At 63.3% G+C, this 26,513-nt stretch carries 20 protein-coding genes; 13 read left to right on the top strand and 7 right to left on the bottom strand.

The features are described 5' to 3' along the window. Positions 1-27: 27 nt before the first annotated feature. The 3 genes from BLU15_RS18250 to BLU15_RS18240 all read right to left on the bottom strand — a co-directional run bounded on the left by BLU15_RS18250 (position 28) and on the right by BLU15_RS18240 (position 3,473). The gene (locus BLU15_RS18250) at positions 28-1,296 is read right to left on the bottom strand and encodes an ABC transporter substrate-binding protein (RefSeq protein ID WP_060585687.1); all 1,269 of its coding nucleotides are present in this window, start codon (positions 1,294-1,296) and stop codon (positions 28-30) included. Between the two features lie 126 nt (positions 1,297-1,422). Further along, entirely contained in the window at positions 1,423-2,451 is a 1,029-nt protein-coding gene (locus BLU15_RS18245) for a LacI family DNA-binding transcriptional regulator (RefSeq protein ID WP_034789603.1), read from the bottom strand. Positions 2,452-2,585: 134 nt separating this feature from the next. Then, a complete protein-coding gene (locus tag BLU15_RS18240) occupies positions 2,586-3,473 on the bottom strand; it encodes a LysR family transcriptional regulator (protein ID WP_060585689.1) in 888 nt (295 codons plus the stop codon). A gap of 91 nt (positions 3,474-3,564) precedes the next feature. On the opposite strand from BLU15_RS18240, the gene BLU15_RS18230 reads away from it, so the two are divergent. The 7 genes from BLU15_RS18230 (at position 3,565) to BLU15_RS18200 (ending at position 11,682) form a co-directional block, all read left to right on the top strand. Next, complete coding sequence (locus BLU15_RS18230) at positions 3,565-4,464, top strand: EamA family transporter (protein ID WP_060585691.1); 900 nt, start codon at positions 3,565-3,567, stop codon at positions 4,462-4,464. Between the two features lie 202 nt (positions 4,465-4,666). Further along, a complete protein-coding gene (ytfQ, locus tag BLU15_RS18225; protein WP_034789595.1) occupies positions 4,667-5,629 on the top strand; it encodes a galactofuranose ABC transporter, galactofuranose-binding protein YtfQ in 963 nt (320 codons plus the stop codon). Between the two features lie 133 nt (positions 5,630-5,762). Next, the gene (ytfR, locus tag BLU15_RS18220) at positions 5,763-7,277 is read left to right on the top strand and encodes a galactofuranose ABC transporter, ATP-binding protein YtfR (protein WP_090297020.1); all 1,515 of its coding nucleotides are present in this window, start codon (positions 5,763-5,765) and stop codon (positions 7,275-7,277) included. After that, positions 7,274-8,299 (top strand): ABC transporter permease, encoded by a 1,026-nt coding sequence (locus tag BLU15_RS18215; protein ID WP_060519347.1) that lies wholly within the window; start codon positions 7,274-7,276, stop codon positions 8,297-8,299. Before ytfR ends, BLU15_RS18215 begins: the two co-directional genes overlap by 4 nt. Next, entirely contained in the window at positions 8,296-9,264 is a 969-nt protein-coding gene (gene yjfF / locus BLU15_RS18210; protein WP_034789588.1) for a galactofuranose ABC transporter, permease protein YjfF, read from the top strand. Before BLU15_RS18215 ends, yjfF begins: the two co-directional genes overlap by 4 nt. Positions 9,265-9,279: 15 nt before the next feature. Beyond that, positions 9,280-10,008 (top strand): FadR/GntR family transcriptional regulator, encoded by a 729-nt coding sequence (locus tag BLU15_RS18205; protein ID WP_060528942.1) that lies wholly within the window; start codon positions 9,280-9,282, stop codon positions 10,006-10,008. 150 nt (positions 10,009-10,158) lie between these two features. Then, the gene (locus BLU15_RS18200) at positions 10,159-11,682 is read left to right on the top strand and encodes an FAD-dependent monooxygenase (protein WP_060528941.1); all 1,524 of its coding nucleotides are present in this window, start codon (positions 10,159-10,161) and stop codon (positions 11,680-11,682) included. A 105-nt stretch (positions 11,683-11,787) separates the two neighbouring features. Here the strand turns inward: BLU15_RS18200 and BLU15_RS18195 are convergent, their stop codons facing one another. From BLU15_RS18195 to katG, 3 genes are all read right to left on the bottom strand, one after another. Then, on the bottom strand, positions 11,788-14,976 hold the full coding sequence (locus BLU15_RS18195; protein ID WP_090297017.1) for an efflux RND transporter permease subunit: 3,189 nt from the start codon (positions 14,974-14,976) through the stop codon (positions 11,788-11,790). Positions 14,977-14,979: 3 nt separating this feature from the next. Beyond that, positions 14,980-16,092, bottom strand: coding sequence for an efflux RND transporter periplasmic adaptor subunit (locus BLU15_RS18190; RefSeq protein WP_034789574.1), 1,113 nt, complete (start codon positions 16,090-16,092; stop codon positions 14,980-14,982). 405 nt (positions 16,093-16,497) lie between these two features. Continuing rightward, entirely contained in the window at positions 16,498-18,705 is a 2,208-nt protein-coding gene (gene katG, locus BLU15_RS18185; protein WP_090297014.1) for a catalase/peroxidase HPI, read from the bottom strand. A gap of 439 nt (positions 18,706-19,144) precedes the next feature. On the opposite strand from katG, the gene BLU15_RS18180 reads away from it, so the two are divergent. After that, positions 19,145-21,433 carry a prolipoprotein diacylglyceryl transferase gene (locus tag BLU15_RS18180; RefSeq protein ID WP_090297010.1) on the top strand — a complete coding sequence of 763 codons (2,289 nt, stop codon included), beginning with the start codon at positions 19,145-19,147 and terminating at the stop codon, positions 21,431-21,433. A 42-nt stretch (positions 21,434-21,475) separates the two neighbouring features. Here BLU15_RS18180 and BLU15_RS18175 read toward each other — a convergent pair whose 3' ends face one another. Next, positions 21,476-21,856: an alpha/beta hydrolase gene (locus BLU15_RS18175; RefSeq protein WP_064817024.1), complete on the bottom strand. Its 381-nt coding sequence runs from the start codon at positions 21,854-21,856 to the stop codon at positions 21,476-21,478. 322 nt (positions 21,857-22,178) lie between these two features. Here BLU15_RS18175 and BLU15_RS18170 point away from each other — a divergent pair, with 322 nt between their 5' ends. The 5 genes from BLU15_RS18170 to BLU15_RS18150 all read left to right on the top strand — a co-directional run bounded on the left by BLU15_RS18170 (position 22,179) and on the right by BLU15_RS18150 (position 26,416). Continuing rightward, a complete protein-coding gene (locus tag BLU15_RS18170) occupies positions 22,179-23,069 on the top strand; it encodes a helix-turn-helix domain-containing protein (RefSeq protein WP_244546768.1) in 891 nt (296 codons plus the stop codon). 133 nt (positions 23,070-23,202) lie between these two features. Continuing rightward, a complete protein-coding gene (locus BLU15_RS18165; protein WP_034789564.1) occupies positions 23,203-24,111 on the top strand; it encodes a helix-turn-helix domain-containing protein in 909 nt (302 codons plus the stop codon). Positions 24,112-24,338: 227 nt separating this feature from the next. Beyond that, the gene (locus BLU15_RS18160) at positions 24,339-25,247 is read left to right on the top strand and encodes a helix-turn-helix domain-containing protein (protein ID WP_060585703.1); all 909 of its coding nucleotides are present in this window, start codon (positions 24,339-24,341) and stop codon (positions 25,245-25,247) included. A 146-nt stretch (positions 25,248-25,393) separates the two neighbouring features. Then, on the top strand, positions 25,394-26,044 hold the full coding sequence (locus BLU15_RS18155; RefSeq protein ID WP_043623178.1) for a hydrolase: 651 nt from the start codon (positions 25,394-25,396) through the stop codon (positions 26,042-26,044). Positions 26,045-26,128: 84 nt separating this feature from the next. Further along, positions 26,129-26,416 (top strand): XapX domain-containing protein, encoded by a 288-nt coding sequence (locus BLU15_RS18150; RefSeq protein ID WP_034789552.1) that lies wholly within the window; start codon positions 26,129-26,131, stop codon positions 26,414-26,416. Positions 26,417-26,513 lie beyond the last annotated feature (97 nt).

The raw sequence follows: 26,513 nt of genomic DNA, 5'->3' as shown, positions 1-26,513 counted from the left end.
GAGCAATGCAGATAATCGCCGCGGCGATTACTGGACCTGTGCGCTGACCTCGGCGTCGATCGCCTTCAGGATGTCGTCGACGGGCGTTCCCTGCTGCAGTGCCGGAAGCTGTGCGGTAACGGCCGTGTCCGCCTCGTTGGTGAAGACGCCGTAGTTGACCGAGGGGACCTTCGCGAGCCAGTCGGAGAAGTTCTGCCAGACCTTTTCGCCACCGAAGAAGGCATCGGCCTCGCCATAGGCGGCCCCGCCGCGGGCAGCGAGCAGTGAGCCGACGGCGCCGCGGTCCGTAAGGATCGTCTGGTAGAAGTCGACGTCCTTGGCGTAGACCTCGTTCAGGAAGTCGATCGCTTCGGCCTTCTCGGCTGAGCTTTCAAGCACGTACCAGCTCGAGCCGCCGAGGTTCGAGGCGTGCGTCGCGCCGTCGATCGAAAGCGCCGGGATCGGCGCCACGCCCCATTTGCCCGACTGGTCCGGCTGCGCCTTGACGGTGCCGGTGATCCAGACGCCGGTGATGACGGTGGCGACATCGCCGGACGTGAAGGTGCCGACCCAGTCGGCCCAGCCGGCGGCGGGCTTGTAGATGTTGGCGGCCATGATCTTGCCGACCGTTTCAAGCGACGCCTTCAGCGCCGCGTTGCCGGTGATGTTCGTCTTGCCTTCCTTGTCGAAATACCATTGCCCGGCCGATTGCATGATGATGCGCACGAGCCCGGCGTCGGTCGGGTCGAGACCCATCATCTTCTTGCCGGTCTTGGCTTCGACCTGCTTTCCGATCTCGATGAAGCGATCCCAAGTGATGCCTTGCATGTCCTCCGGCTTGAAACCGGCCTGCTCCAGATAGTCCTTGCGGTAGTAGAGGCCGGTGACGCCGGAATCGAACGGCATGCCGTAGACCTGGCCATCCAGCGTCATCAGCTCGACCTTGTAGGGAGCGAAGCCTGAGTAATCGACGGTGCCGGAGAGCGGCGCGAAGGCGCCGGGGAAGGACTGCAGATATTTCTGCGCGCCGTAGTCCTCGATGAGAACGATATCCGGCAGGGCGTCTGCGGTGCCGGACGAGAGGCCGGTCTGCAGTTTCTGCTCGACGTCGGCCTTGGCGAAATCGACGATATTGAAGGTCACGTCCGGGTGCGTCTTGGTGTAGCGCGCGCCGGCCTCCTTCATGATCGCGACGTTGAAGTTCGGATCCCAGCACCAGATGGTGATTTCCTTGGCCTCGGCGGCCGTGACGGCCAAGAAGCTGGCGCCTGCAAGCGCGATGGCGGCAAAGCGCGGCAGATAGGTACGCGTGTCCATAGTTTCTCCTCCCTCGAAATTCGTTCCCCGAGACGTTCCTCCTAGTCTCGGCGCGGAGTATTTCGCAAAATTCTGGAGAAGGCAATATTTCAGTAAATTTTTACCACGCGTTTTTTACCGACCGTTTTACGCACCGGGAGCGGCGGCTCTCGCCATCGTGCTGCCGCGCCAGACCATCTCGGTTCCGAGGATCACCTTCTTCGCCACGTCTCGCCCGGTCAGCCGCTCGACCAGGAGGTCAACGGCGGTCTCGCCGATCACTTCGGCGGGGATCTTCACCGTCGAAAGCGGCGGCCCGAGAAACTGGGCGACGGGAATGTCGTTGAAACTCGCCACGGCAACATCATCCGGGATCCGCAGGCCCATTTCGTGAATCGCGCGGTAAGCGCCGATCGCCATATTGTCGTTGCAGGTGACGAGGATCTTGGGCGGATTGGGCTTCGACAGCATCGCCTTGGCGAGCGTATAGCCGCTATCGGGCGTCAGCTTTTCGACCATGCAGAGTTCGGGATCGTAGAGGCCGGCCTTCGTCATCCATTGTATGAAGGCGCGGCAGCGACGCTCCGAATGGATGTCGTCCTTGTCTCTGAAAGCGTCGATCCAGCCGAGAAAGCCGATGCGGCGGTAGCCCATGCCGTAAACGCCGTCGAGCAGGCGGTTCATCGCGATCGAGACGTCGCTCATCACGCTGTCGTCGACGTCATCGTCGGGGGCAAAGTCCGCAAAGACCAGATGGCGGCTGTGCCGGCGCAGCCAATGGACCTCTTCGCCATAATGGTGGCCGACGGCGACGACGCCGCTGGCGCCCTGCAGGATCGCGGCCTCCGGCAGGTTGCCGTTGTGGAAGACCTTGACCACCTCGATCTTCAGCGCCTGACAGCGGTTTTCGATGCCGAGCCGGACGCCGACATAATAGGGGTCGATCAGTTCCTGGGCGGGCTGAAGGAAATGCACCAGCGCGAATTTCAGGCCCTGCATTGCCCCGGCGCCGCGGCCGCGGTTGCGCGGGGTGGCGTAATTCAGCGCCTCGGCCGTTTCGATGATCGCCTGTCGCTTCTTGGTGGAGATCGAGAGGGTCGGATCGTAATTCAGCACCCGAGAAACAGTCGCCGAGGAGACGCCGACAGCCGAAGCGATTTCCTTGATTGTTACCATGTCCAACGTCCTGCCCACCGCCGCGGCCCTCCTTTCGGGCGCGGCGCAATTTTTATTTAGTAAAATTTTGCCTGGGCTTTTTCAATCGCTGGGCGTCTTATTTCGTTCATGGAACGGGGCGCAACCGCGCGTGGTCACGCGGCGCGGCCAATCGCCAAGGCCTGCGCTTGCAGTTCGTCGGAAAGAAACGCCCAAAGAGCCGAGACCGGGCGGGACGCCAGACCCTGATCGTCGGCGGCGAAAAGCCCCAGCTCGATCACCGGGGCAGGGGGCAGACCCTCTTCACCGCCGAGAACCCGCATCGTGTTTGGACGGATGTTGAGATCGAGGAGAACGGCTATGCCGAGGCCCGCCTCGATCATCGACTGGATGGAAGACAGGCTGGCGCTCGTCAGCACCGTGCGCCAGGGGCGATCCCCGCCCTTCAGCGCCTCGATCATCTTCTGCCGCCAAGTGCAGACGCCGTCGAAGGTGATGAGTGGCAGAGGCCCTTCCGCCGGCACCTCGAAACCGCGCGCCGCGACCCATCGGAGCGGCAGTCGCCAGGTAAGGATCGCCTCGCCGCGGATCAGCGCCGGGTCGCCGATCGCGACATCGAGCCGGCCCTGCGACAGCTTCTCCGACAACACGGTGCTTTCGGTCACCGTCAGTTCGAGCGCGACATTCGGATGGCATTCGGCAAACCGTTGCAACGCTTTTGGTAGCGAGCCGACCGCGATATCCTCGATCATGCCGAAGCGGATCGGTCCCTGGACGGCCTGCCCGGCAAGCGCCCGCCGGGCGCCGGCGCTCAGGCCCAGCATCTTCTGGGCATAGGGCAGCAGCACATGCCCGGCTTCGGTCAGGTCCATGCCCCTTGCATTGCGGTTCAGGAGCTTGGCGCCGAGATCGTCCTCCAGCCGGCGCAACTGCATGCTGACGGCCGCTTGCGTCCTGGCCAGCCGCTGCGCAGCGCCGCTGACGCTGCCGCATTCGGCGGTCACGACGAAGGCGCGCAAAAGGGCGATATCCAGATCATTCATATAACGATCCCTTATGAAGGTATCACAATTATTAGCGTTCCTTATTGTGCCGGGATTGTTATGTCTGTTCAAGCCCAAGGGGAGAACGGACATGGCGGAAACAGAGACGACAGCGAATAGCGCGTGGAGCGAACCGGGTGCGACGGATGACACCAACGGGCGCGTCACGCTTGCCATCGTCTTCTGCCTTCTCTCGATGTCGAGCGTGCAGTTTGGCGCAGCCCTTTCGAAGCCCGCCATGGAAAGCGTCGGAGCCTTTGGCGCAACCTGGCTGCGGCTATCCTGGGCGGCCGCCTTCCTGCTCATCCTCGTCCGCCCGCCTTTTCTCCGCTACACCCGAGCGCAATGGATTTCCGCGCTTTCGCTCGGCGCGACGATGGCGGTGATGACGCTCTGCTTCTTCGCGGCGATCGCCCGCATTCCCCTCGGCCTTGCCGTGGCGATCGAGTTTCTCGGTCCTCTGACGGTCGCTGCCGTTTTCGGCGGCCGTGGCTGGCGCCTGCTTTGTCCCGTTATCGCTGCGGCCGGTGTGCTCTGCCTCTCCTGGGACGGTTCCTCCTGGGTCGCAGATACGCGCGGGCTTCTGTTCGCCTTCGGTGCGGCGATCGGCTGGGGCGGCTACATCATCCTGATGAAGCAGGCTGGCCAACGTTTCAAGGGACTGGAAGGGCTCGCCGTTTCGCTGCTGTTTGCCGCGCTCTTTGCGACGCCGTTCGGCCTGTCTCAGGTGCAGTCCGGCTTCTCCTTCGACATGCTCTTGATGACGGCCGGGCTTGCCATCCTGGTGCCGCTGCTGCCTTATGCGCTCGAATTCATGGCGCTGCGGCGCATGCAGCCATCGGCCTTCGGCATCCTGATGAGCCTCGAGCCGGCGATCGGCGCGGGTGCCGGCTTCATCGTGCTGGGTCAGGCGCTTTCCCTCAACCAGATCTTCGGCGTGGCCCTCGTCATGCTCGCGAGCGCCGCCGGAACCTTGCTGGCGAAAGCCTAGAGCGCAGCAGCCAGGCTGTTTTGCCTGCCATCGGCTTTCTGAAACTCCCAGTTGGGGGCTGGCGCTTCAGCCCGCCGCGCCAACCTCTCCAAAAAAATAGGCGCGTTGCGCACGACAGGCGAGATGTGCCCGTTTACAAAAGTAATATTATATGATTTTTTCTCGATGGCTGCGTGGAGGCAGCTTTCTTTGGGAGGAAATCATGAAAATCGCCAAGGCACTTGCGAGTGCAACGATCCTTGCTGCCTGCACGTTTGGCAGCGCATCCGCGGCCGATCTGGTCGTCGGCTTTTCGCAGATCGGCTCGGAGTCCGGCTGGCGCGCCGCCGAGACGACACTGACCAAGCAGCAGGCCGAACAGCGCGGCATCGACCTCAAATTTGCTGACGCACAGCAGAAGCAGGAAAACCAGATCAAGGCGATCCGCTCCTTCATCGCGCAAGGGGTGAATGCCATCCTCGTGGCGCCAGTGGTTGCAACCGGCTGGGACGAAGTGCTGCAGGAAGCCAAGGACGCGGAAATTCCGGTCATCCTGCTCGACCGCACGGTCGATTCGTCGAATGAGCTTTACCTGACGGCCGTCACGTCCGACCTCGTGCATGAGGGCAATGTTGCCGGCAAATGGCTGGTCGACACGACCGCGGGCAAGCCCTGCAACGTCGTCGAGCTTCAGGGCACGACCGGCTCCTCGCCGGCGATCGACCGCAAGAAGGGATTTGAACAGGCGCTATCCGGCCACGACAACCTGAAGATCATCCGCAGCCAGACCGGCGACTTTACCCGCACCAAGGGCAAGGAAGTCATGGAAAGCTTCCTCAAGGCTGAGGACGGCGGCAAGAACATCTGCGCGCTCTATGCCCACAACGACGACATGGCCGTCGGCGCCATCCAGGCGATCAAGGAAGCCGGCCTGAAGCCGGGCAAGGACATCCTTGTCGTGTCGATCGATGCCGTTCCGGACATCTTCCAGGCGATGGCAGCCGGCGAAGCCAATGCCACGGTCGAGCTGACGCCGAACATGGCCGGTCCCGCTTTCGATGCGCTTGCCGCCTTCCAGAAGGACGGCACCGCGCCGCCGAAGTGGATCCAGACGGAATCGAAGCTCTATACGCAAGCCGACGAGCCGCTGAAGGTCTACGAGGAAAAGAAGGGCCTCGGCTACTGACGTCGGCCGTGGCCCGCGCTGCTTCTCGCGCGGGCCACGCTCTTTCCCGAGTTTCCGTCTGAAGAGCACAGCTTGCCGCAGCTAGGCGCTGTGCTTCTCGTCAGTAGATACCAGCATCGCGGAGACGGTATCGATGCAGACCAATGACCACATTCTCCAGGCGATCCGGATCGAAAAGACTTTTCCGGGGACCAGAGCCCTCGACAAGGTCGATTTTCACCTCAGGCGCGGAGAGGTTCATGCGCTGCTTGGCGAAAACGGTGCCGGCAAGTCGACCCTGATCAAATGCCTGACCGGCGCCTATCGTCGCGACGGCGGCGCCATCCTGCTCGACGATGCCGAGGTTGATCCGCGCGACACCTTCGAAGCCCAGGCGCTCGGCATCGGCACGGTCTATCAGGAGGTCAATCTGCTGCCGAACCTGACGGTTGCCGAGAACCTCTTCCTCGGGCGCCAGCCGCGCCGCTTCGGCATGGTCGACGCCCGTGCCATGAATCGGCGGGCACGGGATCTGCTTGCCGATTATGAACTCGACATCGACGTCACCCGCGATCTCGCCAGCTATTCGGTGGCGATCCAGCAGGTGGTCGCCATTGCCCGCGCCGTCGATCTCTCCGGCAAGGTGCTGATCCTCGACGAGCCGACGGCGAGCCTCGATGCGCATGAGGTGGCGATGCTGTTCCGCATTATCCGGCGCCTCAAGGCACGCGGGCTCGGCATCGTCTTCGTCACCCACTTCCTCGAACAGGTCTATGAGATTTCCGACCGGATTACCGTGCTTAGGAACGGGCAGCTCGTCGGAACGCGCGAAACCGCCGGTCTTGATCGGCGCGAGCTGATTGCGATGATGATCGGCCGCGAGCTGGCGGCGGAAATCCACGCGCCGCGCGCCGAGGCCCAGCAAGGGCCGTTGCGCTACCGCTTCCGAAACTACGGCCGCAAGGGGCGCGTCCGACCCTTCGACCTCGATGTCCGAGCCGGCGAAGTGGTCGGCATGGCCGGCCTGCTCGGCTCCGGACGGACGGAGACCGCCGAGCTTCTCTTCGGCGCCCATCGCGCTGACAGCGGCGGGGCCGAGATCGATGGTCGTGCGGTCGATCTCTCGTCGCCGCGCGCTGCCATTCGCCATCGCTTCGGCTTCTGCCCGGAGGATCGCAAGACTTCGGGCATTATCGGCGATCTCTCGGTGCGCGAAAACATCGTGCTGGCGCTGCAGGCCCGCCGAGGCTGGACGCGGCCGATCTCGCGGGCGGAGCAGAACCGGCTGGCGGACCACTATATCCGCGCGCTCGATATCCGCACGGCCGATCGGGAGAAGCCGATCAAGCTTCTGTCCGGCGGCAACCAGCAGAAAGCGATCCTCGCGCGCTGGCTCGCGACCGAGCCCGAATTCCTGATCCTCGACGAGCCGACGCGCGGCATCGATGTCGGCGCCCATGCGGAAATCGTCAAGCTGATCGAGGCGCTGCGCGAGAAGGGCCTGTCCCTGATCGTCGTCTCCTCGGAGATCGAGGAACTGGTCGCTTACAGCACCCGGGTCATCGTGCTTCGCGATCGCGCCCATGTCGCCGAACTCGACGGCAGCCGCATCACAGCCAGTGAGATCGTCGAAGCGATCGCCGCAACCAATGAAAGGAGGACGTCGTGACGTCGTTCCTCAGGCTCTATTTCAACCGGTTGCTGCCGCAGCTGATTGCGCTCGGCATAATCGTCGCGGCGGTATCACTGGTGTTTCCCGGCTTCCTCAACCTGCAGATCCAGAATGGCCGCCTCTATGGCAGCCTCATCGATATCCTCAATCGCGGCGCGCCGGTGGTGCTTTTGGCAATCGGCATGACGGTCGTCATCGCCACCAAGGGCATCGACCTCTCGGTTGGCGCGGTCATGGCGATCTGCGGCGCAACGGCCGCCGCGGCGATCACGTCGGGACACTCGCTCGCCGCGACGCTGCTGATCACGCTTGGCGTCGGTATCCTTTGCGGTCTCTGGAATGGGGTGCTGGTCGCGGTGCTCGACATCCAGCCGATCATCGCGACGCTGGTGTTGATGGTCGCCGGCCGCGGCGTCGCCCAGCTCATCACCGAGGGGGCGATCCTGACCTTCAACGACCCCGGCCTCGTCTTCATCGGCAGCGGTTCCTTTGCCGGCCTACCGATGCCGGTGGTGATCTGGTTGATATTCGGCATATTGACTGCGCTGCTCGTAAGGCGGACGGCGCTCGGCATGCTGATCGAGGCGATCGGTGTCAATCGCCAGGCGAGCACGCTGTCCGGGGTGCTGACGCCTGTGCTGTTGATCGCCGCCTATGTGCTTTCCGGTCTCTGCGCTGCCATCGCCGGCATTATCGCCGCCGCTGACATCCGCGGTGCGGATGCCAACAATGCCGGTCTGTGGCTGGAGCTCGATGCCATCCTTGCGGTCGTCGTCGGCGGCACGTCGCTGCTCGGCGGCCGCTTCAGCATCGCCGCATCGGTGCTCGGCGCGATCATCATCCAGGCGATCAACACCGGCATTCTTCTCTCCGGCTTCCCGCCAGAGTTCAACCTGATCATCAAGGCCGCGATCATCGTCTTCATCCTGGTGCTTCAGTCGCCGCGCTTCCGCACGGCCTTTGCCTTCCTCGTGCCGGCGCGCGGTGCGAGAAACCCGAGCGAGCGAGCCGCAAAATGAAGCCGAAATATCTTCCGCTCACGGCAACGCTCGTGATCTTCCTGCTCGGCTACGCGCTTTGCGTGGCGCAATATCCGAACATGCTGTCGACGCGTGTCATCGGCAACCTTCTGACGGACAACGCCTTCCTCGGCATTGCCGCTGTCGGCATGACCTTCGTCATCATCTCCGGCGGCATCGATCTTTCGATCGGCTCGGTGATCGCCTTTACCGGCGTGTTTCTCGCCGTCGTGCTGGAACACACGAGCATCCACCCGCTCATTGCCTTCGCGATGGTTCTGGCGATCGCGACGCTCTTCGGCGCCGCGATGGGGGCGATCATCCACTATCTGGAAATGCCGCCCTTCATCGTCACGCTGGCGGGCATGTTCTTGGCGCGGGGCATGGCCTTCGTGTTGTCGATCGACAGCATTCCGATCAAGCATCCCTTCTACGCGACCTTGAAGGCGCTCTACTTCAAGCTGCCGGGCGGCGGGCGCATCACCCTGATTGGCGGCCTGATGTTGCTCGTCTTCGCGATCGGTATCCTGATCGCGCACCGCACACGCTTCGGCACCAATGTCTATGCGCTCGGCGGCGGCACGGCGACGGCGCGACTGATGGGCGTGCCGGTTGCGGCGACGACGATCCGCATCTATGCGCTCTCGGGCCTGCTTGCGGGATTGTCCGGCATCGTCTTTTCGCTCTACACCTCGGCCGGCTATTCCCTTGCCGCCGTCGGCGTCGAGCTCGACGCCATCACCGCGGTCGTCATCGGGGGCACGCTTTTGACCGGTGGTTCGGGCTTTGTTGCCGGCACGCTGGTGGGCATCCTCATTCAAGGGTTGATCCAGACCTACATCACCTTTGACGGATCGCTGTCGAGCTGGTGGACGAAGATCCTGATCGGCCTTCTGCTCTTTGCTTTTATCCTGCTGCAGAAGGGTATCATCTTCGTTTCGCGCCAGCGCCAGCAGCGGGCGTGAGGCAAGGGTCGCGCGATGTGGCCGTCCCCCCATCAGCCGCGCAAACGCACGAGCCACCGGCTCGTCGTCGAGGAACTCGGCCAGGCGGTGGTCGGAGGGGAATTCGCTGTCGGGGATATCCTGCCGGGTGATGTGGAGCTGGCGGCACGCTTCAACGTTTCGCGCACGGTCCTGCGCGAGGCGATGAAGACACTTGCCGCCAAGGGGCTGATTGTCGCCCGCGCCCGCATCGGCACGCGCGTGATGCCGCAGGCAAACTGGAACCTGTTCGATGGCGACGTGCTTTCCTGGCATTTCCGGGCCGGCGTCGATGAGGCGTTTCTCCGCCATGTCAGCGAGGTCCGTCTGGCGCTCGAGCCCTATGCGGCCGGACTGGCGGCACGCCGCGCCACGGACGCGGATATTTCCCAGATGATGCGGCTGGCCGTTGCCATGGGCGATGCCGGCCATAGCGCGCAGACGCTGGCGCGCGCCGATCTCGAATTCCATCTCCGTCTGCTTGAAGCGTCGCTCAATCCGTTCATGCAGACCGTCGGCAGCCTGATCGAGGCGGCGCTGATGGGTGTCTTTCAATTGAGCAACACGGCCGCCGATGGTGCCGAGATCGACCGCGTCGCGGTCGCGCATATCCGCATCGTCGAGCAGATCCGCCTGCGCAACGAGGAAGGTGCACGGGTTGCGATGGAGCAGGTGATCCGCGTCGGCCAGCAGCAGTTGATCGCCAATTTGAGGGCACGCGGCTGATCCGCAGCCGTGTCCGTCGGCAAGACACAAGGCGGAATTCGCCGCGCTGCTTGGCATTTGCCGGCACCTGCGCGTAGGCTGCCGTTGTGGGCGGAGAAACCCAAATCCCGATGCGACCGGGCCGCCGACAGAGCGAGCGGGGAGAGCAGGGTGAAACAGGATGTGCTGATCGCCGGCGCGGGACCGACCGGCCTGGTGCTGGCTCTCTGGCTGACCGCCCAGGGTGTCAAGGTCCGCATCATCGACAAGAACGTTGGTCCCGGCCCGACATCGCGGGCGATGGTCGTGCATGCGCGAACACTTGAGCTTTACCGGCAGCTCGATCTGGCCGATGCCGTGCTCGAGGCGGGTCACCGCAACCCTTCGGTCAACCTCTGGGCGAAGGGCAAGGTCAAGGCGCGGATATCCTTCAGTCCGACCGGCGGGAAAATGACGCCCTATCCCTTCGTTCTTGTCTATCCGCAGGATCATCACGAGCGGCTGCTGGAGGCCCGACTGGCGGCCTTGGGCGTCAAGGTCGAGCGGCAGACCGAGCTTGTCGAGTTCGAGCATGACGCCGCCGGGGTGAGCGCTCGCTTGCAGTTGCCCGATGGTGGCTCGGACGTTTGCACGGCGCAGTATCTTGCCGGGTGCGACGGCGCGCGCTCGCCGGTCCGGCACGGACTGGAGGTCGATTTCGCCGGCGGAACCTACGACCAGACCTTTTACGTCGCTGACGTTGAAGTGAGTGGGGCGACTGCGAATGGAGAAGCCCATATATCGCTCGAAACCGGTGATTTCGTCGCCTTGCTCGCCTATGCCGAGGGGCGGGGCCGCCTCATCGGTCTGGTGCGGGAGAAGCGGGAGGATGCAGACGCACTCACCTTCGCCGATGTGAGCCATCGCGCCATCGAAAGCCTTCGCCTCACCGTCGACAAGGTCAACTGGTTCTCCACCTACCGTGTGCATCATCGTGTCGCCGATCGCTTCGGGCGCGGGCGCGTGTTTCTGCTCGGCGACGCTGCGCATGTGCATAGTCCGGTCGGCGGCCAGGGCATGAACACCGGCATCGGCGACGCCATCAATCTGGCCTGGAAGCTTGCAGCGGTGCTGAAGGGACAGGCGCCGGACCGCCTGCTCGCCAGCTATGAAGGCGAACGGATCGCATTTGCCCGCCAGCTCGTCGAAACGACCGACCGGCTGTTCACCTTCGTGACGGCCGAAGGCAGCGTCGCGGATTTCCTGCGCATCCACGTCGCCCCAGCCTTGGCTGGTGTCGCCTACCGCGTCGGCGGTGTCAGAGAATTCCTGTTTCGCATCCTGTCGCAGACGCAGCTCAACTATCGCGGCGGCCCCTTGAGCCGGAGTGCGCGCGGCCGGGTGCAGGGTGGCGATCGGCTGCCCTGGCTAGGCATCAATGGCCTCGACAATTACGCTTCGCTGGCGGCCATCGCCTGGCAGGTGCATGTCTATGGCGAGGCGCAAAACGACATAAGAGCTTGGTGCGCGGCCAAGCACATGCCGCTTCACGTCTTCCCATGGGGCGAGCAACAGGCTGCCGGCGGCCTGGTGCGGGATGCTGCCTATCTGTTGCGTCCGGACAGCTATGTGGCGGTGGTTGCGGACCGAGCGATGCCGGAAGCCCTCGAAGCCTACTTCGCCGACCAGGGGATCCGCCTGTCGGCGCCGGCTTGAGATTTCTCGAGACGGCGGCGCGGTGCGCCGCCGATGCTTGGTCGCAAGGAGCGTCAAGCTGAGACGAGAGATACGATCCCTTGTCGGCTTGAACTCGACCGGCGGTCAGTGCCCGGCCGGCGTCTCGGCCTTGCGTTCCGCTGCTTCGCCTTCAACGGCCGGATGCCGGGAAATGCCCACGAGCTTGTGGCCGCGCTCACGCAGCCACTGGAAAGCGACGTAGAGCGCCGGAATGACGAAGATGCCGACGAGCGCTGCGGCAAGCATGCCGCCAGCGACACCGGTGCCGACCGCGCGCCGACTGAGTTCGCCGGCGCCCTTGGCGACCACCAGCGGCACCAGGCCAACGATGAAGGCGAAGCTCGTCATCATCACGGCGCGGAAGCGGGCGCGGGCGCCTTCGATCGCCGCATCGACGATGCTTGCTCCAGCCTCGCGGTGCGCCTTGGCAAACTCGACGATCAGGATCGCGTTCTTCGAGGCGAGCGCGATCAGCACGACGAGGCCGATCTGGGCGTAGATGTCGAAGGACAGACCCGCGACGAGCACGGACAAGAGCGCGCCTGAGACGCCGAAGGCAACCGACAGGAGCACCGGCACGGGGATCGTCCAGCTTTCGTAGAGCGCGACGAGGAAGAGGTAGGCGAACAGCACGGCCATTGCCAGGATGGCGGTGGTCTTGCCCGCCGCCTCCAGCTCCTGCAACGCCGTTCCGGTCCATTCGTAGCTGTAGCCGGGCGGCAGGGTCGAGGCCGACAACGCTTCCATGGCGGCAAGCGCCTCGCCCGAGGAGTGGCCGGCGGACGGCTGGCCGTTCAGCGTGATCGAGCGATAATTGTTGTAGCGCACGATCGACTGGGGACCGACGATATAGTCGACCTTGGCGACCGAGGCGACCGGCACCATGTCGCCGCTCGTATTGCGCACGTGTAGGCGCTGGATGTCGTCGACGGCGTTGCGGTCGGCTTGCGCCGCCTGCATCGTCACCTTCCAGGTGCGGCCGAAGAGGTTGAAGTCGTTGACGTAATAGCTGCCGAGCGTGCCCTGCAGCGTGGTGAAGAGGTCGCTCACCGAAACGCCGAGGGCCTGCAGGCGGTCGCGGTCGATATCGAGATAGAGCTGCGGCGAGCTTGCCGAATAGGTGGTGAAGGTCGGCCCGAGCGCCGGGTTCTGGTTGGCGGCGATAATCAAGCCGCCCGCCGTTGCCGAAAGATCGGCGACGGAACGGCCCTGCAGATCGAGCAACTGGTACTCAAAGCCCGAGCCGGTGCCGAGGCCCATGATTGGCGGCAGGTTGAAGGCGAAGATCTGCGCGCCGCGGATCGCTTGGCCCTTGACCATGGTCGTGCGGATCGCCGCCTCGACGCCGGCCGCTTCGCTCAGGCGTTCCGCAAAGGGTTTCATCGTGACGATCGCGAAGGCCGAGTTGGACTTCGACAAACCGTCGAGGAAGGAGTAGCCGGTGACGGTGATGACGTTGGCAACGCCCTCGATGCCGCCGAGCATCGTCTCGACCTGTTTCACGACTTCGTCGGTGCGGTTGTAGGAGGCGCCTTCCGGCAGACGGATTTCCGTGAAGAACGCGCCCTGGTCTTCCGCCGGCAGGAAGCCGGTCGGCACGACCTTGAAGAGGAAGCCCGTGGCGACGAAGGCGACCGCGAGCAGTGCCAGGCCGATGATGGCGCGCCGGGCGATGTGTCCGGCGACGAAGGCATAGCCGTCACGCCCCTTGTCGATGGTCCGCGAGATGTAACCGAGGATGCCGCGCTTCGGCCCATGATGGGGTTTCAAGAGCACCGCGCAGAGCGCCGGGCTGAGCGTCAGCGCGTTGATCGCCGAGATCACCATCGACACTGAAACGGCGACGGCAAACTGCTGGAACAGCTGGCCGCTGAGGCCAGGAATGAAGGCGACGGGCACGAAGACGGAGAGCAGCACGAGCGTGATGGCGACGATGGCGCCGGTGATTTCGCCCATCGCACGCCTTGCCGCTTCCGCAGCCGACAGGCCTGGATTTTCCTCCATCACCCGCTCGACGTTTTCGACGACCACGATCGCGTCGTCAACGACGATGCCGATCGCCAGCACCATGGCAAGCAGCGACACGGTATTGAGCGAGAAACCCATGGCGAGCAGCACGGCGAAGGTGCCGATGAGTGCGACGGGAACGGCAACGAGTGGGATCAGGGTCGCCCGCCAGTTTCCGAGGAACAGGAAGACGATGATGATGACGAGGATGAAGGCCTCAAACAGCGTCTCCTCGACGTTGTCGACGCTGGCTTCGACGAACTGGGCTGTGTCGTAGGAGACCGAATAGGTGAGGCCCGGCGGGAAGGATTTCGACAGCCGTTCCATCGCCTCCTGCACGCCCCTGGCGGCGGCAAGCGCGTTGGCGCCCGGCGCCTGGTAGGTGCCGATCATGGCGACCGGCTTGCCGTTGATCCGGGCGTTGGAATCGGAGCTGGCGGCGCCGAGCTCGACGCGCGCGACGTCGCGGATGCGCACATAGGAGCCGTCGGGCCGTGCCCTCAGAACCACGTCCTCAAACTGTTTGGGATCGGTGAGGCGCCCTTGCGTCTGGAGATTGAGCTGGAACAGCGGGTCGTCGGTCATCGGCTGGGCGCCGATGCGGCCGATCGCGGCCTGGACGTTCTGGGCCTTCAGCGCATTGATCACATCGGTCGGCGTTAGGTCGAGGCTGGTCATGCGGTCGATGTCGAGCACGACGCGCATCGAGTAGTCCTGGGCGCCGAAGAGCTGGGCATCGCCGACGCCGGGCACGCGCTTGACCGTGTCGAGCACGTTGATCGTGGCGTAGTTGGACAGGAACAGGCTGTCGAAGTTCTGCTTCTCGTCCGCTGCAAAGATCGTGACGACCTGCATCAGCGCGGAGGACTTCTTGCGCACGCTGACGCCGCTCTGCTTGACCTCGGAGGGCAGGCCGGCCTCGGCGAGCGACACGCGGTTCTGCACGTTGACGGTGGCGATGTCGGGGTCGGTGCCGACGGCGAAGGTGACGGTCAGCGTATAAGAGCCGTCGGCGCCGCTCGTCGACTTCATGTAGAGCATGTCGTCGACGCCGACGACTTTGCTTTCGATCGGCTGGGCGACGGTGGTTTCGACCACGTCGGCGCCGGCGCCGGGATAACTGGCGGTGACGCTCACCTGCGGCGGCACGATATCGGGGAACTGGGCGATCGGCAGACGGGTGAGCGCAAGCAGACCCGCCAGCGTCAGCACGATGGAAATGACCGTGGCGAAGCGCGGGCGATCGATAAAGATCTCTGAAATCATCGCTTAGCCACCTGCTGCCGTGGCTGCATCGACGGTGATGCCGGGCCGCACCTTGCCGGCGCCCTCTGTGATGACGTTCTCGCCTTCCTTGAGGCCCTTGCTGATGACCGCCTGGCCGCGGGCGTTGCGTGACACGTCGATGCGGCGAAGCTCGACCTTGGAGCTGGCGTCGACCACCAGAACGAAGGCGCCCTGCTGGTCACGCTGGACCGCCTGCTGCGGCACGGCAAGCACGTTCTGCTTGTCGGATTGTTCGAGCATCACCCGCACCAGCGCACCGTCGAGCAGGATGCTGTCCGGATTGGGGAACTCGGCGCGCACGGTCACGGTGTCCGTCCCTTGCGAGACGTTGCTGGCGATAAAGTTGATCGTGCCTTTTTGCTTGTACTCGGTGCCGTTCGGAAGGCCGAGCCCGACATTGGCGCCGCCGCTGATCTCGCCCTTCAGCACCCGTTCGCGATAGGTGAGGTAAAGTGCGGTCGCCACCGGAAACTGGACATAGATCGGGTCGAGCCGGGTCAGCGTCACGAGCGGGCCGCTGTCCGGGCCGACGAGGGCGCCGACATCGGCCGCCGTCAGGCCGACGATGCCGTCGAAAGGCGCCGTGATCTTCGTATAGGAGAGGTTGAGGTCGGCGTTGTCCTTGCTGCCCTTGAGCCGGATCAGGTCGCCTTCGGCTTTCCTGACTTGCGCGTGCGCTTCGTCGACCTTGGCTTGGCTGATCGTCTTGCTGGTGAGGAGCTGCTCGGCGCGGTCGCGCTCGAGGATCGCGAATTCCTTGGCGGCTTCGGCTGCCTCGATCTGCCCTTCGATCTCCTGCACGGCGGCGCGGTAGGCGCCGTCTTCCACCCGGTAGAGCTCCGTGCCCGCCGTCACCTTCTGCCCTTCGGTGAAGTTGACCGCCTCGAGGAAACCCGAAACGCGGGCGCGAATATCGACTTTCTGGATCGCCGTAACCTTGCCCGTCAGATCCACGCTCTCGCGCAGGTCCATGATGGTGGCCGGCGCCACGACCACGGCTGGCGCCTGCTGCGCCAATGCCGTTTGCGCGGAAAACCCGATCGCGACAAGCAGTGCTGATGATAGTGAAAGGGCAGGAATTCTCGAACGACGCATGCAACGTTCCCCCTGAACGAAACAGCTGGAGATAAGATCAGTCCTTGGCAGTGCATTGAAATCAGAACATGTTCTCCGCGCCAAGTCACGCAATCATGGGTTGATTTAAGTGGAGGCTTGCAAAGATGATGCAAATACCCGCGAAAGGCGGGTTCAGAGAGAACTTGTCACAAAAGCAATGATTTGCCAGACCATCGTCCGTTCACGGCAGAGGGAGGCGACAGGCTGATTTTGTCGGATTTCGGTTGAGGGAGATGCGTGGAGGCGAACGTTTTACGTGTGCCACATCGTCACAATTGACGAGACCGGTCTGCAACCTCCGGTGACAGTTTCGCGAAGCCGCTGGGCAGACAGGTCCCGGCGCGATGCCGGGACCATGCTTAGTACTGTTGCCGGATCCAGCCGTCAGACGAGGTCGAAACGGTCGGCGTTCATCACCTTGTTCCAGGCCGCGACGAAATCGCGTACGAACTTCGCCTTTGCATCCGCCTGGCCGTAGACTTCGGCGATGGCCCGCAGCTGCGAGTTCGAACCGAAGACGAGATCGATGCGGGTGGCCGTCCGCTTGACGTCGCCGGTTCTGCGGTCACGCCCTTCGAAGACATCCTTCGCGTCGGATGTCGCCGTCCAGGCCGTGCCCATGTCGAGCAGGTTGACGAAGAAGTCGTTGCTGAGCGTTTCCGGACGATCGGTGAAGACGCCGTGGGCGGTCTGCCCGTGGTTCGCGCCGAGAACGCGCAAGCCCCCGACGAGCACGGTCATCTCCGGCGCGGTCAGCGTCAGCAACTGCGCCCTGTCGATCAGCAGCTCTTCCGGCGAAACCGCGTACTGGGCCCGCTGGTAGTTGCGGAAGCCGTCGGCGATCGGTTCGAGAACCGCGAAGGACTCGACATCGGTCTGCTCTTGCGTCGCATCCATGCGGCCAGGCGCAAAGGCGACCTCGATGTCGTGGCCGGCGGCTTTGGCTGCCTTCTCGACCGCTGCGGCGCCGCCGAGCACGATCAGGTCGGCGAGCGACACCTTCTTGCCGCCGGACTGGGCGTCGTTGAAACTACGCTGGATGCCTTCGAGGACCTCGAGAACCTTCGCCAGCTGCGCCGGCTGGTTGACCTGCCAGTCCTTCTGCGGGGAAAGGCGGATGCGCGCGCCATTGGCGCCGCCGCGCTTGTCCGAGCCGCGGAAGGTCGAGGCCGACGCCCAGGCGGTCGAAACTAGTTCGGAGACCGAAAGGCCCGATGCGAGGATCCTGGCCTTGAGATCGGCGATATCCTTGGCGTCGACGAGCGGATGATCGACGACCGGGATCGGATCCTGCCAGATCAACTCTTCGGCCGGCACTTCCGGGCCGAGATAGCGGGCGCGTGGACCCATGTCGCGGTGCGTCAGCTTGTACCAGGCGCGGGCGAAGGCGTCGGCGAAGGCATCCGGGTTCTCGTAGAAATGCCGTGCGACCTTCTCGTAGGCCGGGTCGACGCGCAGGGCGAGGTCGGTCGTCAGCATCGACGGCGCATGGCGCTTGGATTTGTCGTGCGCGTCCGGCACGGTGTTGGCACCCATGCCATGCTTCGGCGTCCACTGGTGTGCGCCGGCCGGGCTCTTCGTCAGTTCCCATTCGTAGCCGAAGAGGTTCCAGAAGAAGTTGTTGCTCCATTTGGTCGGCGTCGTCGTCCAGGTGACTTCGAGGCCACTCGTGATGGTGTCGCCACCACGGCCGCTGGCGTAGGTGCTTGCCCAGCCGAGGCCCTGTTCCTCGATACCGGCAGCTTCCGGCTCGCGGCCGACATTGGCCGCATCGCCGGCGCCATGGGTCTTGCCGAAGGTGTGGCCGCCGGCGATCAGCGCCACGGTTTCCTCGTCGTTCATCGCCATGCGCGCGAAGGTTTCGCGGATGTCACGCGCGGCGGCGAGCGGGTCCGGAGTGCCGTTCGGGCCTTCCGGATTGACGTAGATCAGGCCCATCTGAACGGCGGCGAGCGGGTTTTCGAGGTCGCGGTCGCCCGAGTAGCGCTTGTCGTCGAGCCAGGTCTTTTCCGTGCCCCAGTAGATGTCTTCCTCCGGTTCCCAGACGTCGGGGCGGCCACCGGCAAAGCCGAAGGTCTTGAAGCCCATAGACTCGAGCGCACAGTTGCCGGCGAGGATCATCAGGTCGGCCCAGGAGATGCTGTTGCCGTATTTCTGCTTGATCGGCCACAGCAGCCGGCGTGCCTTGTCGAGATTGGCATTGTCCGGCCAGCTGTTTAGTGGCGCAAAGCGCTGCTGTCCGGCGCCCGCGCCGCCGCGGCCGTCACCGGTACGGTAGGTGCCGGCGCTGTGCCAGGCCATGCGGATGAAGAGCGGGCCATAGTGACCGAAGTCGGCCGGCCACCAATCCTGCGAATCGGTCATCAGCGCGAAGAGGTCCCTCTTCACCGCCGGCAGGTCGAGTTTCTTGAATTCCTCGGCGTAGTCGAAGGCTTCGCCCATCGGATCGGACAGCGAAGAGTTCTGGTGCAGGATCTTCAGGTTGAGCTGGTTCGGCCACCAGTCGCGGTTCGAGGTGCCGGGCGACTGTGCGCTCGTCTGGGCTCCGTGCATGACGGGACATTTGCCCGTTTTGTCGGCTTTCGCGTCCATTTTTATCTCCCTTCAAGATGACGTGAATTTTGGATGGGTCAGAGGAAAAGCGCCAGGCGCTGACAGGCGCCCAGCCGAGCCCGCGGCCCGGCATGTCTGGTGCCGTCGGTGGTTGTCGTTCCGCGAAGCGGTGTCGCCACTGGCTGCGTCTCCCTCATTGTGCCGTAGACTCTATCAAAGTGGTTCCATTAATTTAAGTTGGATTTCCTGATGGTGGCGATAAGCGAATCCTATCGCTAATGGACATGGGTCCCATGGGCACATGCTTGCAGCCCTCCATGCATTTTTGATGACGTTGGAGCGTTTGCCGATTGCAGCCGATACAAGAAAATTGTTGCACTGCACTCCCGCCAAACTTGCGGAAGGTAGCGCCAATGGTTAGTCACACCGCAACGACTCAAGAGCTTTCCATTTTTCGTGTGACGAAAGGACAGAAATCGTGGCTGAGACAGAAATTGGTGCCGGCAAGGGCCGTCGCAAAGCACTTTGGGCTGCTGTCGCGGTCATCGCGATCGCAGCCGCGGGTGTCGTCGGCGGCAAGTTCATGCTCGAAAAGGCGGTCGGGACCTTCATCGCCGAGCGCGGCGGGAAGGCCGGCTTGGTTGAGGCGGACTTCTTCGGCCGCATTCATCTGCGCGACGTCACGCTGCCTTTCGCCGATGGCGTCAGCGCGCGCATCGCGGCAATCGACGGACGTCCGAAGATCTTTTCGCTGAGCGGCAAGCTCGACGTGAAGGGCCTGGAGCTCGACCTGAAGGCCGCCAAGCTTTCCGTGCCTGCGGCAACGCTGGAAGATCCCGACTTTTTCGCAGCCGGCCTGACGGCAAGCGGGGAAAAGGCTGACCTTTTGAAGCGCATCGAGCGTTTCGCGGCAAAGCAGGTCTCCGCGCCGGAAGTGGCCATCGTCCAGAACGTTGCAAGCTCCGAGCAGAAGACGGTCTACAAGGATGTCCGGCTCGAGGATATCGCCAGCGGCCGCGTTGCGCGCTATTCGGCGAGCGGCGCCACGTTCGCCTTTGCCATGGATATTCCTGACGGCGAAGGGGCAACGAAGCGGGAAAAAATGGACGGCACCATGGGCGCCGTCACCGGAGAGAGCTTCGATGTGGCCTACATGGCCCGCATCTACACGCAAAAAGCCGGTCCTGAGGACAAGGAACCGAAGCTGCTCTACGGCCCGATCTCCGTAAAGAACCTTGCCTTCTCCGACAGCAAGTCGCGTTTCGGCTACGACGAAGTGCGCAGCAGCGGCCTCAGCGTCCGCATGCCGACCGAGCCGCTTCTCGAAACGCTCGAGCAACTCCAGGGGGTCAGCGATCCGCAAGCCCTGCCACCGGCGGAGCGCCAGGCATTCTTCAAACGCATTCTTTCGCTGGTCGACATGCTGGCAAAGGGCGACATGGAACTGCTCGGCCTGAAGATGGAAGTGCCGGAGCAGGAAAACGCCGAGGGCAAGCTCGTGAAGCTCGCCGTCGACAAGATGGCGTTCCAGCTCAACGGTCGCAGTTTCGATGGCACGATGAACGGTGTCACGGCGGGCGAGGGGACCGACTACTTCAAGTTTGCCGAAGCCAGCATCAACGGTTTCTCATGGGCTCCGACCATGGAGGCACTGACGAAGCTTGCGGGCCTGAAGGAGGAGGAATTCGAGACCTTCCCCTACACCACGCTGATGCCGGAATTCGGCACGATCCGGATCGCCGGGCTCGACGTGGACATGCCCGGCGGCGACCCGGCAGCCGTGACGGACAGTGAAACCGTCGAGGACGAGAGCGCGACCGAAACCGAGGTCGATCCGTCGATCAGTGCCGAACAGGCGCCGGAAGCCGAGCAGGTGCCGGACGAAACGACAAACGGCGAAGCCGCCAGCGACGCGGCGGTCCCCGGCGATGCAGCAGAAGAGCCGATGGCCGAGGCGCCTGCAGAGCAGTCGGCGGATGAAGCGACCGACGGCGAAGCCGCCAGCGGCGCGGAGATCGCCGGTGAAGTGCCGGAAGACCCGATGGCCGAGGCGCCCGTAGAGCAGTCGGCCGTGCCGTCCGTTCCGGAACGCGTTCGTTTCACGCTCGATACCTATGAAATCGCGCTGACGAAGCCGCGCAACGGCATTCCGACGGATGTCCGCGTCAGCTACCGCGACCTCAGCGTTCCGATCCCTGCGGACACGCAGGAAGAGGGCTTCAAGACGCTGCGCAAGATCGGCCTCGACAAGCTGGTCTTCTCGTCCAACGTCGAACTGTCGTGGGATGAGCCCAACGAGAACTTCGTCATCAAGCAGATTTCGCTGGATGGCAAGGACATGGGCAGCCTCTCCTTCTCCGGCGTCATGGGCGGCGCTTCGGAGGACTTCTTCTCTGGCGACCTCAATGCCGCGCAGATCGCGATGTTCGGTCTTACGGCGAGGGAAGTCACGCTCAAGCTCGAGGACAAGGGCATCATGGCCAAGGGCATCAAGCTCTATGCCGAAGATAACCACATGACCGAGGACAGCGTTCGCGGCCTGCTCGTGTTGATGACGAGCGCCGGTGTGCAGCATTTTGCCGCCACGCAGCCGAAACTGCAGGACGCGGCGACGGCGTTTACCCAGTTCATCAGTAAGCCCGGCACCTTCACGCTGAAGGTCAAGGCCAAGGATGAAGCCGGTGTCGGCGCGCTCGAACTGATGGGAGCTGCCGAAAACCCGGCGCTTCTGCTCGAGCAAGTCGATATCGAAGCCAAGGCGCAGTAAAATCTATCGCGGGCCGCGTCATCAGATGCGGCCCGCATTGCTTCAGTCGATGGCCGCCTGAAGGAAATCCCGAAGCGCTATCAATTCATCCTGCCCGATCTCGTGTGCGCCCCGATTGTAGAGGGCCCGGACATCAGCTTTCTGCCCCGCAAGATAACCGACCAGTTGTTCGGCGAGCGCCAATGGACCGGTAGGATCGTCTTGGCCGCCGGTGGCCAGGATCGGTTTGCCCTGAAGTCCGGCGTTGCCGGGTGGCACCCACGACACAAGGGGATGCAGCAGGACCGCTCGCTCGAACAGACCAGGATATTTGACCAGGAGTGCGGCGAGCAGCGTCGCGCCTGTGGCGTAGCCGATGCCATAGACGGCTTGGCCCGGGTACACACGCCGCCTGTCGCCGATGGTGTTCGCCAGGTCTTCCACGGAGGCCGCGAATGCCCGGATATCGCACAGCCCGTCAACGGCTGCCGCTCAGGGTTGCCAAGTTCTCCGATTTCTTCGAGAGCTACGTCACCGAGACGCGGCCGCTTTGAAGCGGCGGGATCATGCGGCATGAAGTCAATACAGAGCCGTTTGCGGCTAAATGTGAGCAAAGGATACAAGAAATTACTGGCAGCACCCCCCATGTTTTCTCGGATATGAGCGGCAATAGCGAGATGCCCCCTTGCGTCGGATCTTTCGCGCATCGAATCGGATTGCACGCGAGGAGTGAACTCCATCGCCAGGGGGCGGGGCTGGACGGATGATGACAGAGCCAAGCGGTATTGGAGCGTATTTTGGCGAGCCGAAGGCGCCGTTTCTCATGGTGCGGCCCGTGCGGGACGCCCGGTTTTCGGTGACGCGCCTGCGGTGCCGGCTGAACGGAGAACTGAGCCGCATCGTATCGCTGCCGGCCGACGACGCCTATTTCCTGATGTTCTACTTCAAGGATGTCATGCACTGCGACCTGGTGCCGGGCGAAAGCGAAAGTGAAATTCGCCGCTACCGGCAGGGGTCGATCTGTCTCGTCGATCTCGCTGAGGGCGCCAGTATCCGGCTCGTCAGCGATCTCGATTCACTCGCTTTCCATCTGCCACGGGCCTTGTTTCATGAAGTCTGCGAGTTTTCGCATGCTCCCGCCGCCACCAGTCTTAGATGCCGTCGCGGCGAGGTCGACGACGTCATGCACAATCTCGCCTTGGCGCTGTCGCCGCTTCTTGACGAGAGCGAGGGTGAACCGGGTGCGGTGCTGCAGCACATCGCCGTCGCCATCTGCGCGCATCTTCTGCATTCCTACCCGGATCGCGCCGTCGCATCCGGCGGCCCCGATCTGTCTGTGTGGCAGGAGAAGGCGGCCAAGGACTTCATGATCGACCATTGGGCCAAGGACTTTTCGTTTGCGGCAGCAGCAGCGGCCGCAAATCTTTCGGAAGAGGGTTTTGCCGCGGCTTTTGCATCCGTGACCGGCCAGACGCCGCAAGAGTGGTTGATGCGGTACCGGATCGGTCGCGCCAAGCGCAATCTGATCGAAGAGGGATGGTCGCTGAGCAAAACCGCCGCCAGTTGCGGCTATGCCGACGAGGCCCAGTTCGTCGAGGCCTTTCGTGAGGTGACGGGCGTGACACCCGCCGTCTGGCGCGCGCGCTGGCTGCAGTGAGGGTACCATGCTGACCTTTGACGCTCGGCGATGCATCGCTGGATTTGCCTCTATATTGCGACAGCCAACCGTTGTAGCATCCGCCCGGCCGCTGAAGCGGGCGGCTGAGCTGGAAATCGGGAGACCCTGACCGATGGCCTTGCAAGAAGGACTGAGCGCAGACGAACGCACACCGCGCCCGATCGCCAAGCGGATCAGCGTCGGTGACATCACCGTCACGAGAACCTTCTCGGATCGCTTCGATCTGGAAGTCGGGCCGCTGATTCCGGTCGCCGATGCCTTCAACGTCATCGTCCAGATGCATGACTTCGAGGCGCATCGCCTGTGGCGGCGTGGCGAACTCGTGTATGAGGGAGGGCATCCCAAGGCCTCGCTCGCGATCACCGATCTTCGCGACCAATGGCAGTGCCACCATCTGTCGCCCTTCGACAATGTCCGCTTCCACATTCCCTTTGCCTCTATGCGGAGCTTTACCGAAAGGGCCGGGCGCGGCGAGTATGTGTCGCTGTCTCCCGTGCAGGGACGCGTGGATCCGGTCATGTTCGGCCTTGCCCAGGCCCTGCTGCCCTCGCTCGATGAGCCGGACCGGGCCAATCTGCTCTTCGTCGAACAGATCAACCTTGCCGCATTGGCCCATCTCAGCCAGGCCTATGGCGGTCTGCATTTCCCCGTCGACAAGAAGGGGACGCTAGCGCCATGGCAGGAGAGGCTGGCGACGGAGTTTCTGGTCGCCCATTTCAACACGCCGTTCTCGATCGGCGATCTTGCGGCCCAGTGCGCGCTCTCGCGCAGCTATTTTAACAAGGCTTTCAAGGAAAGCTTCGGGCGCACACCGTCCAGGTGGCTGTCCGAATATCGGATCGCGCGGGTTAAGGAGTGTCTGCTTCAGGACACACCCCTTGCTGAAATTGCTATCCACTGCGGCTTTGCCGACCAGAGCCACATGACCCGGGTATTCACCAGCCTGACGGGGGAAACGCCGGCACGCTTCCGGAAAAAGAACCGGTCGGTCGTCGTCGCTGTGGATCGACCTCCGCAATAGGGTGGAAAGAGGGCGCGCCCTCGTGCAAAATTTTCAAAACAGGTGAAAAACGTGCAAGAATGATGCGGCGACCGGGGCAATCATAGGGCCGCTCCTGCAAATGATTTGGTGAAACCGAGAATGAGTTGCGCGCACGTTTACCCTGCGCACGGCGACTTACGTCTTTCGTTTTCGTCGTCACGGCAGGTGGGTTTGGCGGGCAGTCTCGACACATAGGAGCGAAGACGATGACGAATGTTTCCGCTGCCTCGGCCGGAGCGCGACCGCGCGACAGTCTCGGATGCTCGCTCGACCAGCTGGATGACGACAGGACGATCGAAGGCCGCGACATGGTCTTCCACCGCAAGCGGTCGACAGCGGGACCGCCGGGCCAGGTCACGACACCTGGCAACGGGCGAGGCTATCTGATCGGCCTATCGCTTGTGGGCGGTCATCGCCGCCGGGTTTTCGGAGCGCACCACTCTGCGACCCAGGAATTCGGCCAAAACTCGATCTACGTCAGGAACTTTGCCGACGATTATAAAGCCGATCTCAAAGGATCCTTCGATTTCACCTTGCTTGAAATCGGCCACGGTGCGCTCGAACGCATCGCAGACGCGGCAAATGCTTCTGGCGTGAGCGAGCTGCGGCCCGTTTCCGGCTCGCCCGACCCTGTTCTCGGCGGCATGCTCGGCGCTTTGTTTGCGTCGGTGGACGGATACACGGATCGAAGCGCGCTGTTTGTCGACCAGCTCTCGGTGGCAATCGGCGTGCATATGGTCCGGCAGTACGGTAACGGCCGTGGCGAGAGCCTTGCCGGAGGACGCAGGCTTTCGCAGCGCTGCCAGGCAAAGATCCGCGATCTGGTGCAAGCCCGTCTGGATGGCGAGCTCACCGTCGAGGACATGGCTGCGACCTGCAATCTGTCGCAGGCGGCTTTTTTGCGTGCCTTTCGCGAGACCATGGGCAGCACGCCCTACCGCTGGCTGCTGCAGCAGAGGATCGAAAAGGCCAAGGATCTGTTGCAGTTCTCGCCCACGTCCCTAAGTGAAATTGCCGTCGTCTGCGGCTTTTCGGATCAGAGCCATTTTACCCGGGCCTTTGCGCAGGCCGCAGGTGCCACGCCGCGCCAGTGGCGGCGCAGCCGACAGTCGTAACCCTCTGAAAGTACACGCGCCCTGCCGGCTGAAGGCGAGCGAAACTTTCAAAAATCCACCTTTGGCGACAAGAACGGGTCGCCGGTCGGCGGCATAGTTGGGCCTCTCCAATCGGAGTTCAGTTTCAACAGTAAGAGGTCACGACCATGTCTGCGACAGCGACCCCCGGTAAACTCCTCGTCTCGCCCAAAGACCACACCCTGATCATGATCGACTTCCAGTCGCAGATGTCCTTTGCGACCAAGTCGATCGACGCGGTGCTCCTGCGCAACAACGCAGCACTTGTCGCCAATGCGGCGGCAGGTTTCGGCGTTTCGACCATCCTCACGACCGTTGCCGAAAAGACGTTCTCCGGCCCGATGTTCTCCGAGATCACCGATGCCTTCCCCGGCCAGAAACTGCTGGACCGCACCTCGATGAACACCTGGGAAGACGCCGCGGTGATCGAAGAGGTCAACCGCATCGGCAAGAAGCGCCTTGTCATGTGCGGGCTGTGGACCTCGGTCTGCATCGTCGGCCCGACCCTCTCGGCGCTCGATCAGGGATTCGAGGTCTATGTCATCGCCGACGCCTGCGGCGACGTTTCGGATGAGGCGCATGAGCGGGCGATGGACCGCATGGTGCAGGCCGGCGTCCGGCCGATGACCTCGCTGCAATACATGCTCGAGCTGCAGCGCGACTGGGCGCGCACCGAGACCTACGACATGACCACCGGTATCGCCAAGAAGTTCGGCGGTTCGTATGGCCTCGGCATCATCTACGCCAAGTCGATGTTCGGCGCGTCCGAAGGCCACTGACAGAACGCTTCCGCGCTCTAGATTAACGCTCTGGCCGCCTCGCTGCGGCCGGAGCGCCACCTTTATCCCGTAAAGGAGTTGGCGATGAAGATGTACCTTCTCTCGCTTGGAGCCGGGCTGGTCGTCGGCGTCATCTATGCGCTGCTCAACGTCCGCTCGCCGGCGCCGCCGGTCATCGCGCTGATCGGTCTGCTTGGCATTCTCATCGGGGAGCAATCCGTCCCCCTGGTCAAGCGCGCCCTGTCGGGTGAGCCGGTCAACCTCTCCTGGTTCAATCGGCAGTGCATGCCGCACGTGTTCGGCCATCTGCCCGGCGGGCAGATCGCAACCGGCACGGCGAAGGATGCTGCCGGCACCGACGAAAGGGCCTGACGATGCCGACAAGACGCTCGTTCCTCGGTGCCGCCTCGTCGCTGGCGCTGCCCGCTCTCTTCCCGTCGGCCCGCACCGCCGGCGCCCAACAGACCGG

The organism is Ensifer sp. YR511 (assembly GCF_900103045.1).
In the GTDB taxonomy this organism is placed as follows: Bacteria; Pseudomonadota; Alphaproteobacteria; order Rhizobiales; family Rhizobiaceae; genus Ensifer; species Ensifer adhaerens.
This window is presented reverse-complemented; position numbering and strand designations above follow the sequence as displayed.

What these genes read in the sequence shown, in the direction of transcription:
- BLU15_RS18250 (WP_060585687.1), bottom strand. Translation starts at nt 1,296, where the DNA reads ATGGACACGCGTACCTATCTGCCGCGCTTTGCCGCCATCGCGCTTGCA.
- BLU15_RS18245 (WP_034789603.1), bottom strand. Translation starts at nt 2,451, where the DNA reads ATGGTAACAATCAAGGAAATCGCTTCGGCTGTCGGCGTCTCCTCGGCG.
- BLU15_RS18240 (WP_060585689.1), bottom strand. Translation starts at nt 3,473, where the DNA reads ATGAATGATCTGGATATCGCCCTTTTGCGCGCCTTCGTCGTGACCGCC.
- BLU15_RS18230 (WP_060585691.1), top strand. Translation starts at nt 3,565, where the DNA reads ATGGCGGAAACAGAGACGACAGCGAATAGCGCGTGGAGCGAACCGGGT.
- ytfQ (WP_034789595.1), top strand. Translation starts at nt 4,667, where the DNA reads ATGAAAATCGCCAAGGCACTTGCGAGTGCAACGATCCTTGCTGCCTGC.
- ytfR (WP_090297020.1), top strand. Translation starts at nt 5,763, where the DNA reads ATGCAGACCAATGACCACATTCTCCAGGCGATCCGGATCGAAAAGACT.
- yjfF (WP_034789588.1), top strand. Translation starts at nt 8,296, where the DNA reads ATGAAGCCGAAATATCTTCCGCTCACGGCAACGCTCGTGATCTTCCTG.
- BLU15_RS18205 (WP_060528942.1), top strand. Translation starts at nt 9,280, where the DNA reads ATGTGGCCGTCCCCCCATCAGCCGCGCAAACGCACGAGCCACCGGCTC.
- BLU15_RS18195 (WP_090297017.1), bottom strand. Translation starts at nt 14,976, where the DNA reads ATGATTTCAGAGATCTTTATCGATCGCCCGCGCTTCGCCACGGTCATT.
- BLU15_RS18190 (WP_034789574.1), bottom strand. Translation starts at nt 16,092, where the DNA reads ATGCGTCGTTCGAGAATTCCTGCCCTTTCACTATCATCAGCACTGCTT.
- katG (WP_090297014.1), bottom strand. Translation starts at nt 18,705, where the DNA reads ATGGACGCGAAAGCCGACAAAACGGGCAAATGTCCCGTCATGCACGGA.
- BLU15_RS18170 (WP_244546768.1), top strand. Translation starts at nt 22,179, where the DNA reads ATGACAGAGCCAAGCGGTATTGGAGCGTATTTTGGCGAGCCGAAGGCG.
- BLU15_RS18165 (WP_034789564.1), top strand. Translation starts at nt 23,203, where the DNA reads ATGGCCTTGCAAGAAGGACTGAGCGCAGACGAACGCACACCGCGCCCG.
- BLU15_RS18160 (WP_060585703.1), top strand. Translation starts at nt 24,339, where the DNA reads ATGACGAATGTTTCCGCTGCCTCGGCCGGAGCGCGACCGCGCGACAGT.
- BLU15_RS18155 (WP_043623178.1), top strand. Translation starts at nt 25,394, where the DNA reads ATGTCTGCGACAGCGACCCCCGGTAAACTCCTCGTCTCGCCCAAAGAC.
- BLU15_RS18150 (WP_034789552.1), top strand. Translation starts at nt 26,129, where the DNA reads ATGAAGATGTACCTTCTCTCGCTTGGAGCCGGGCTGGTCGTCGGCGTC.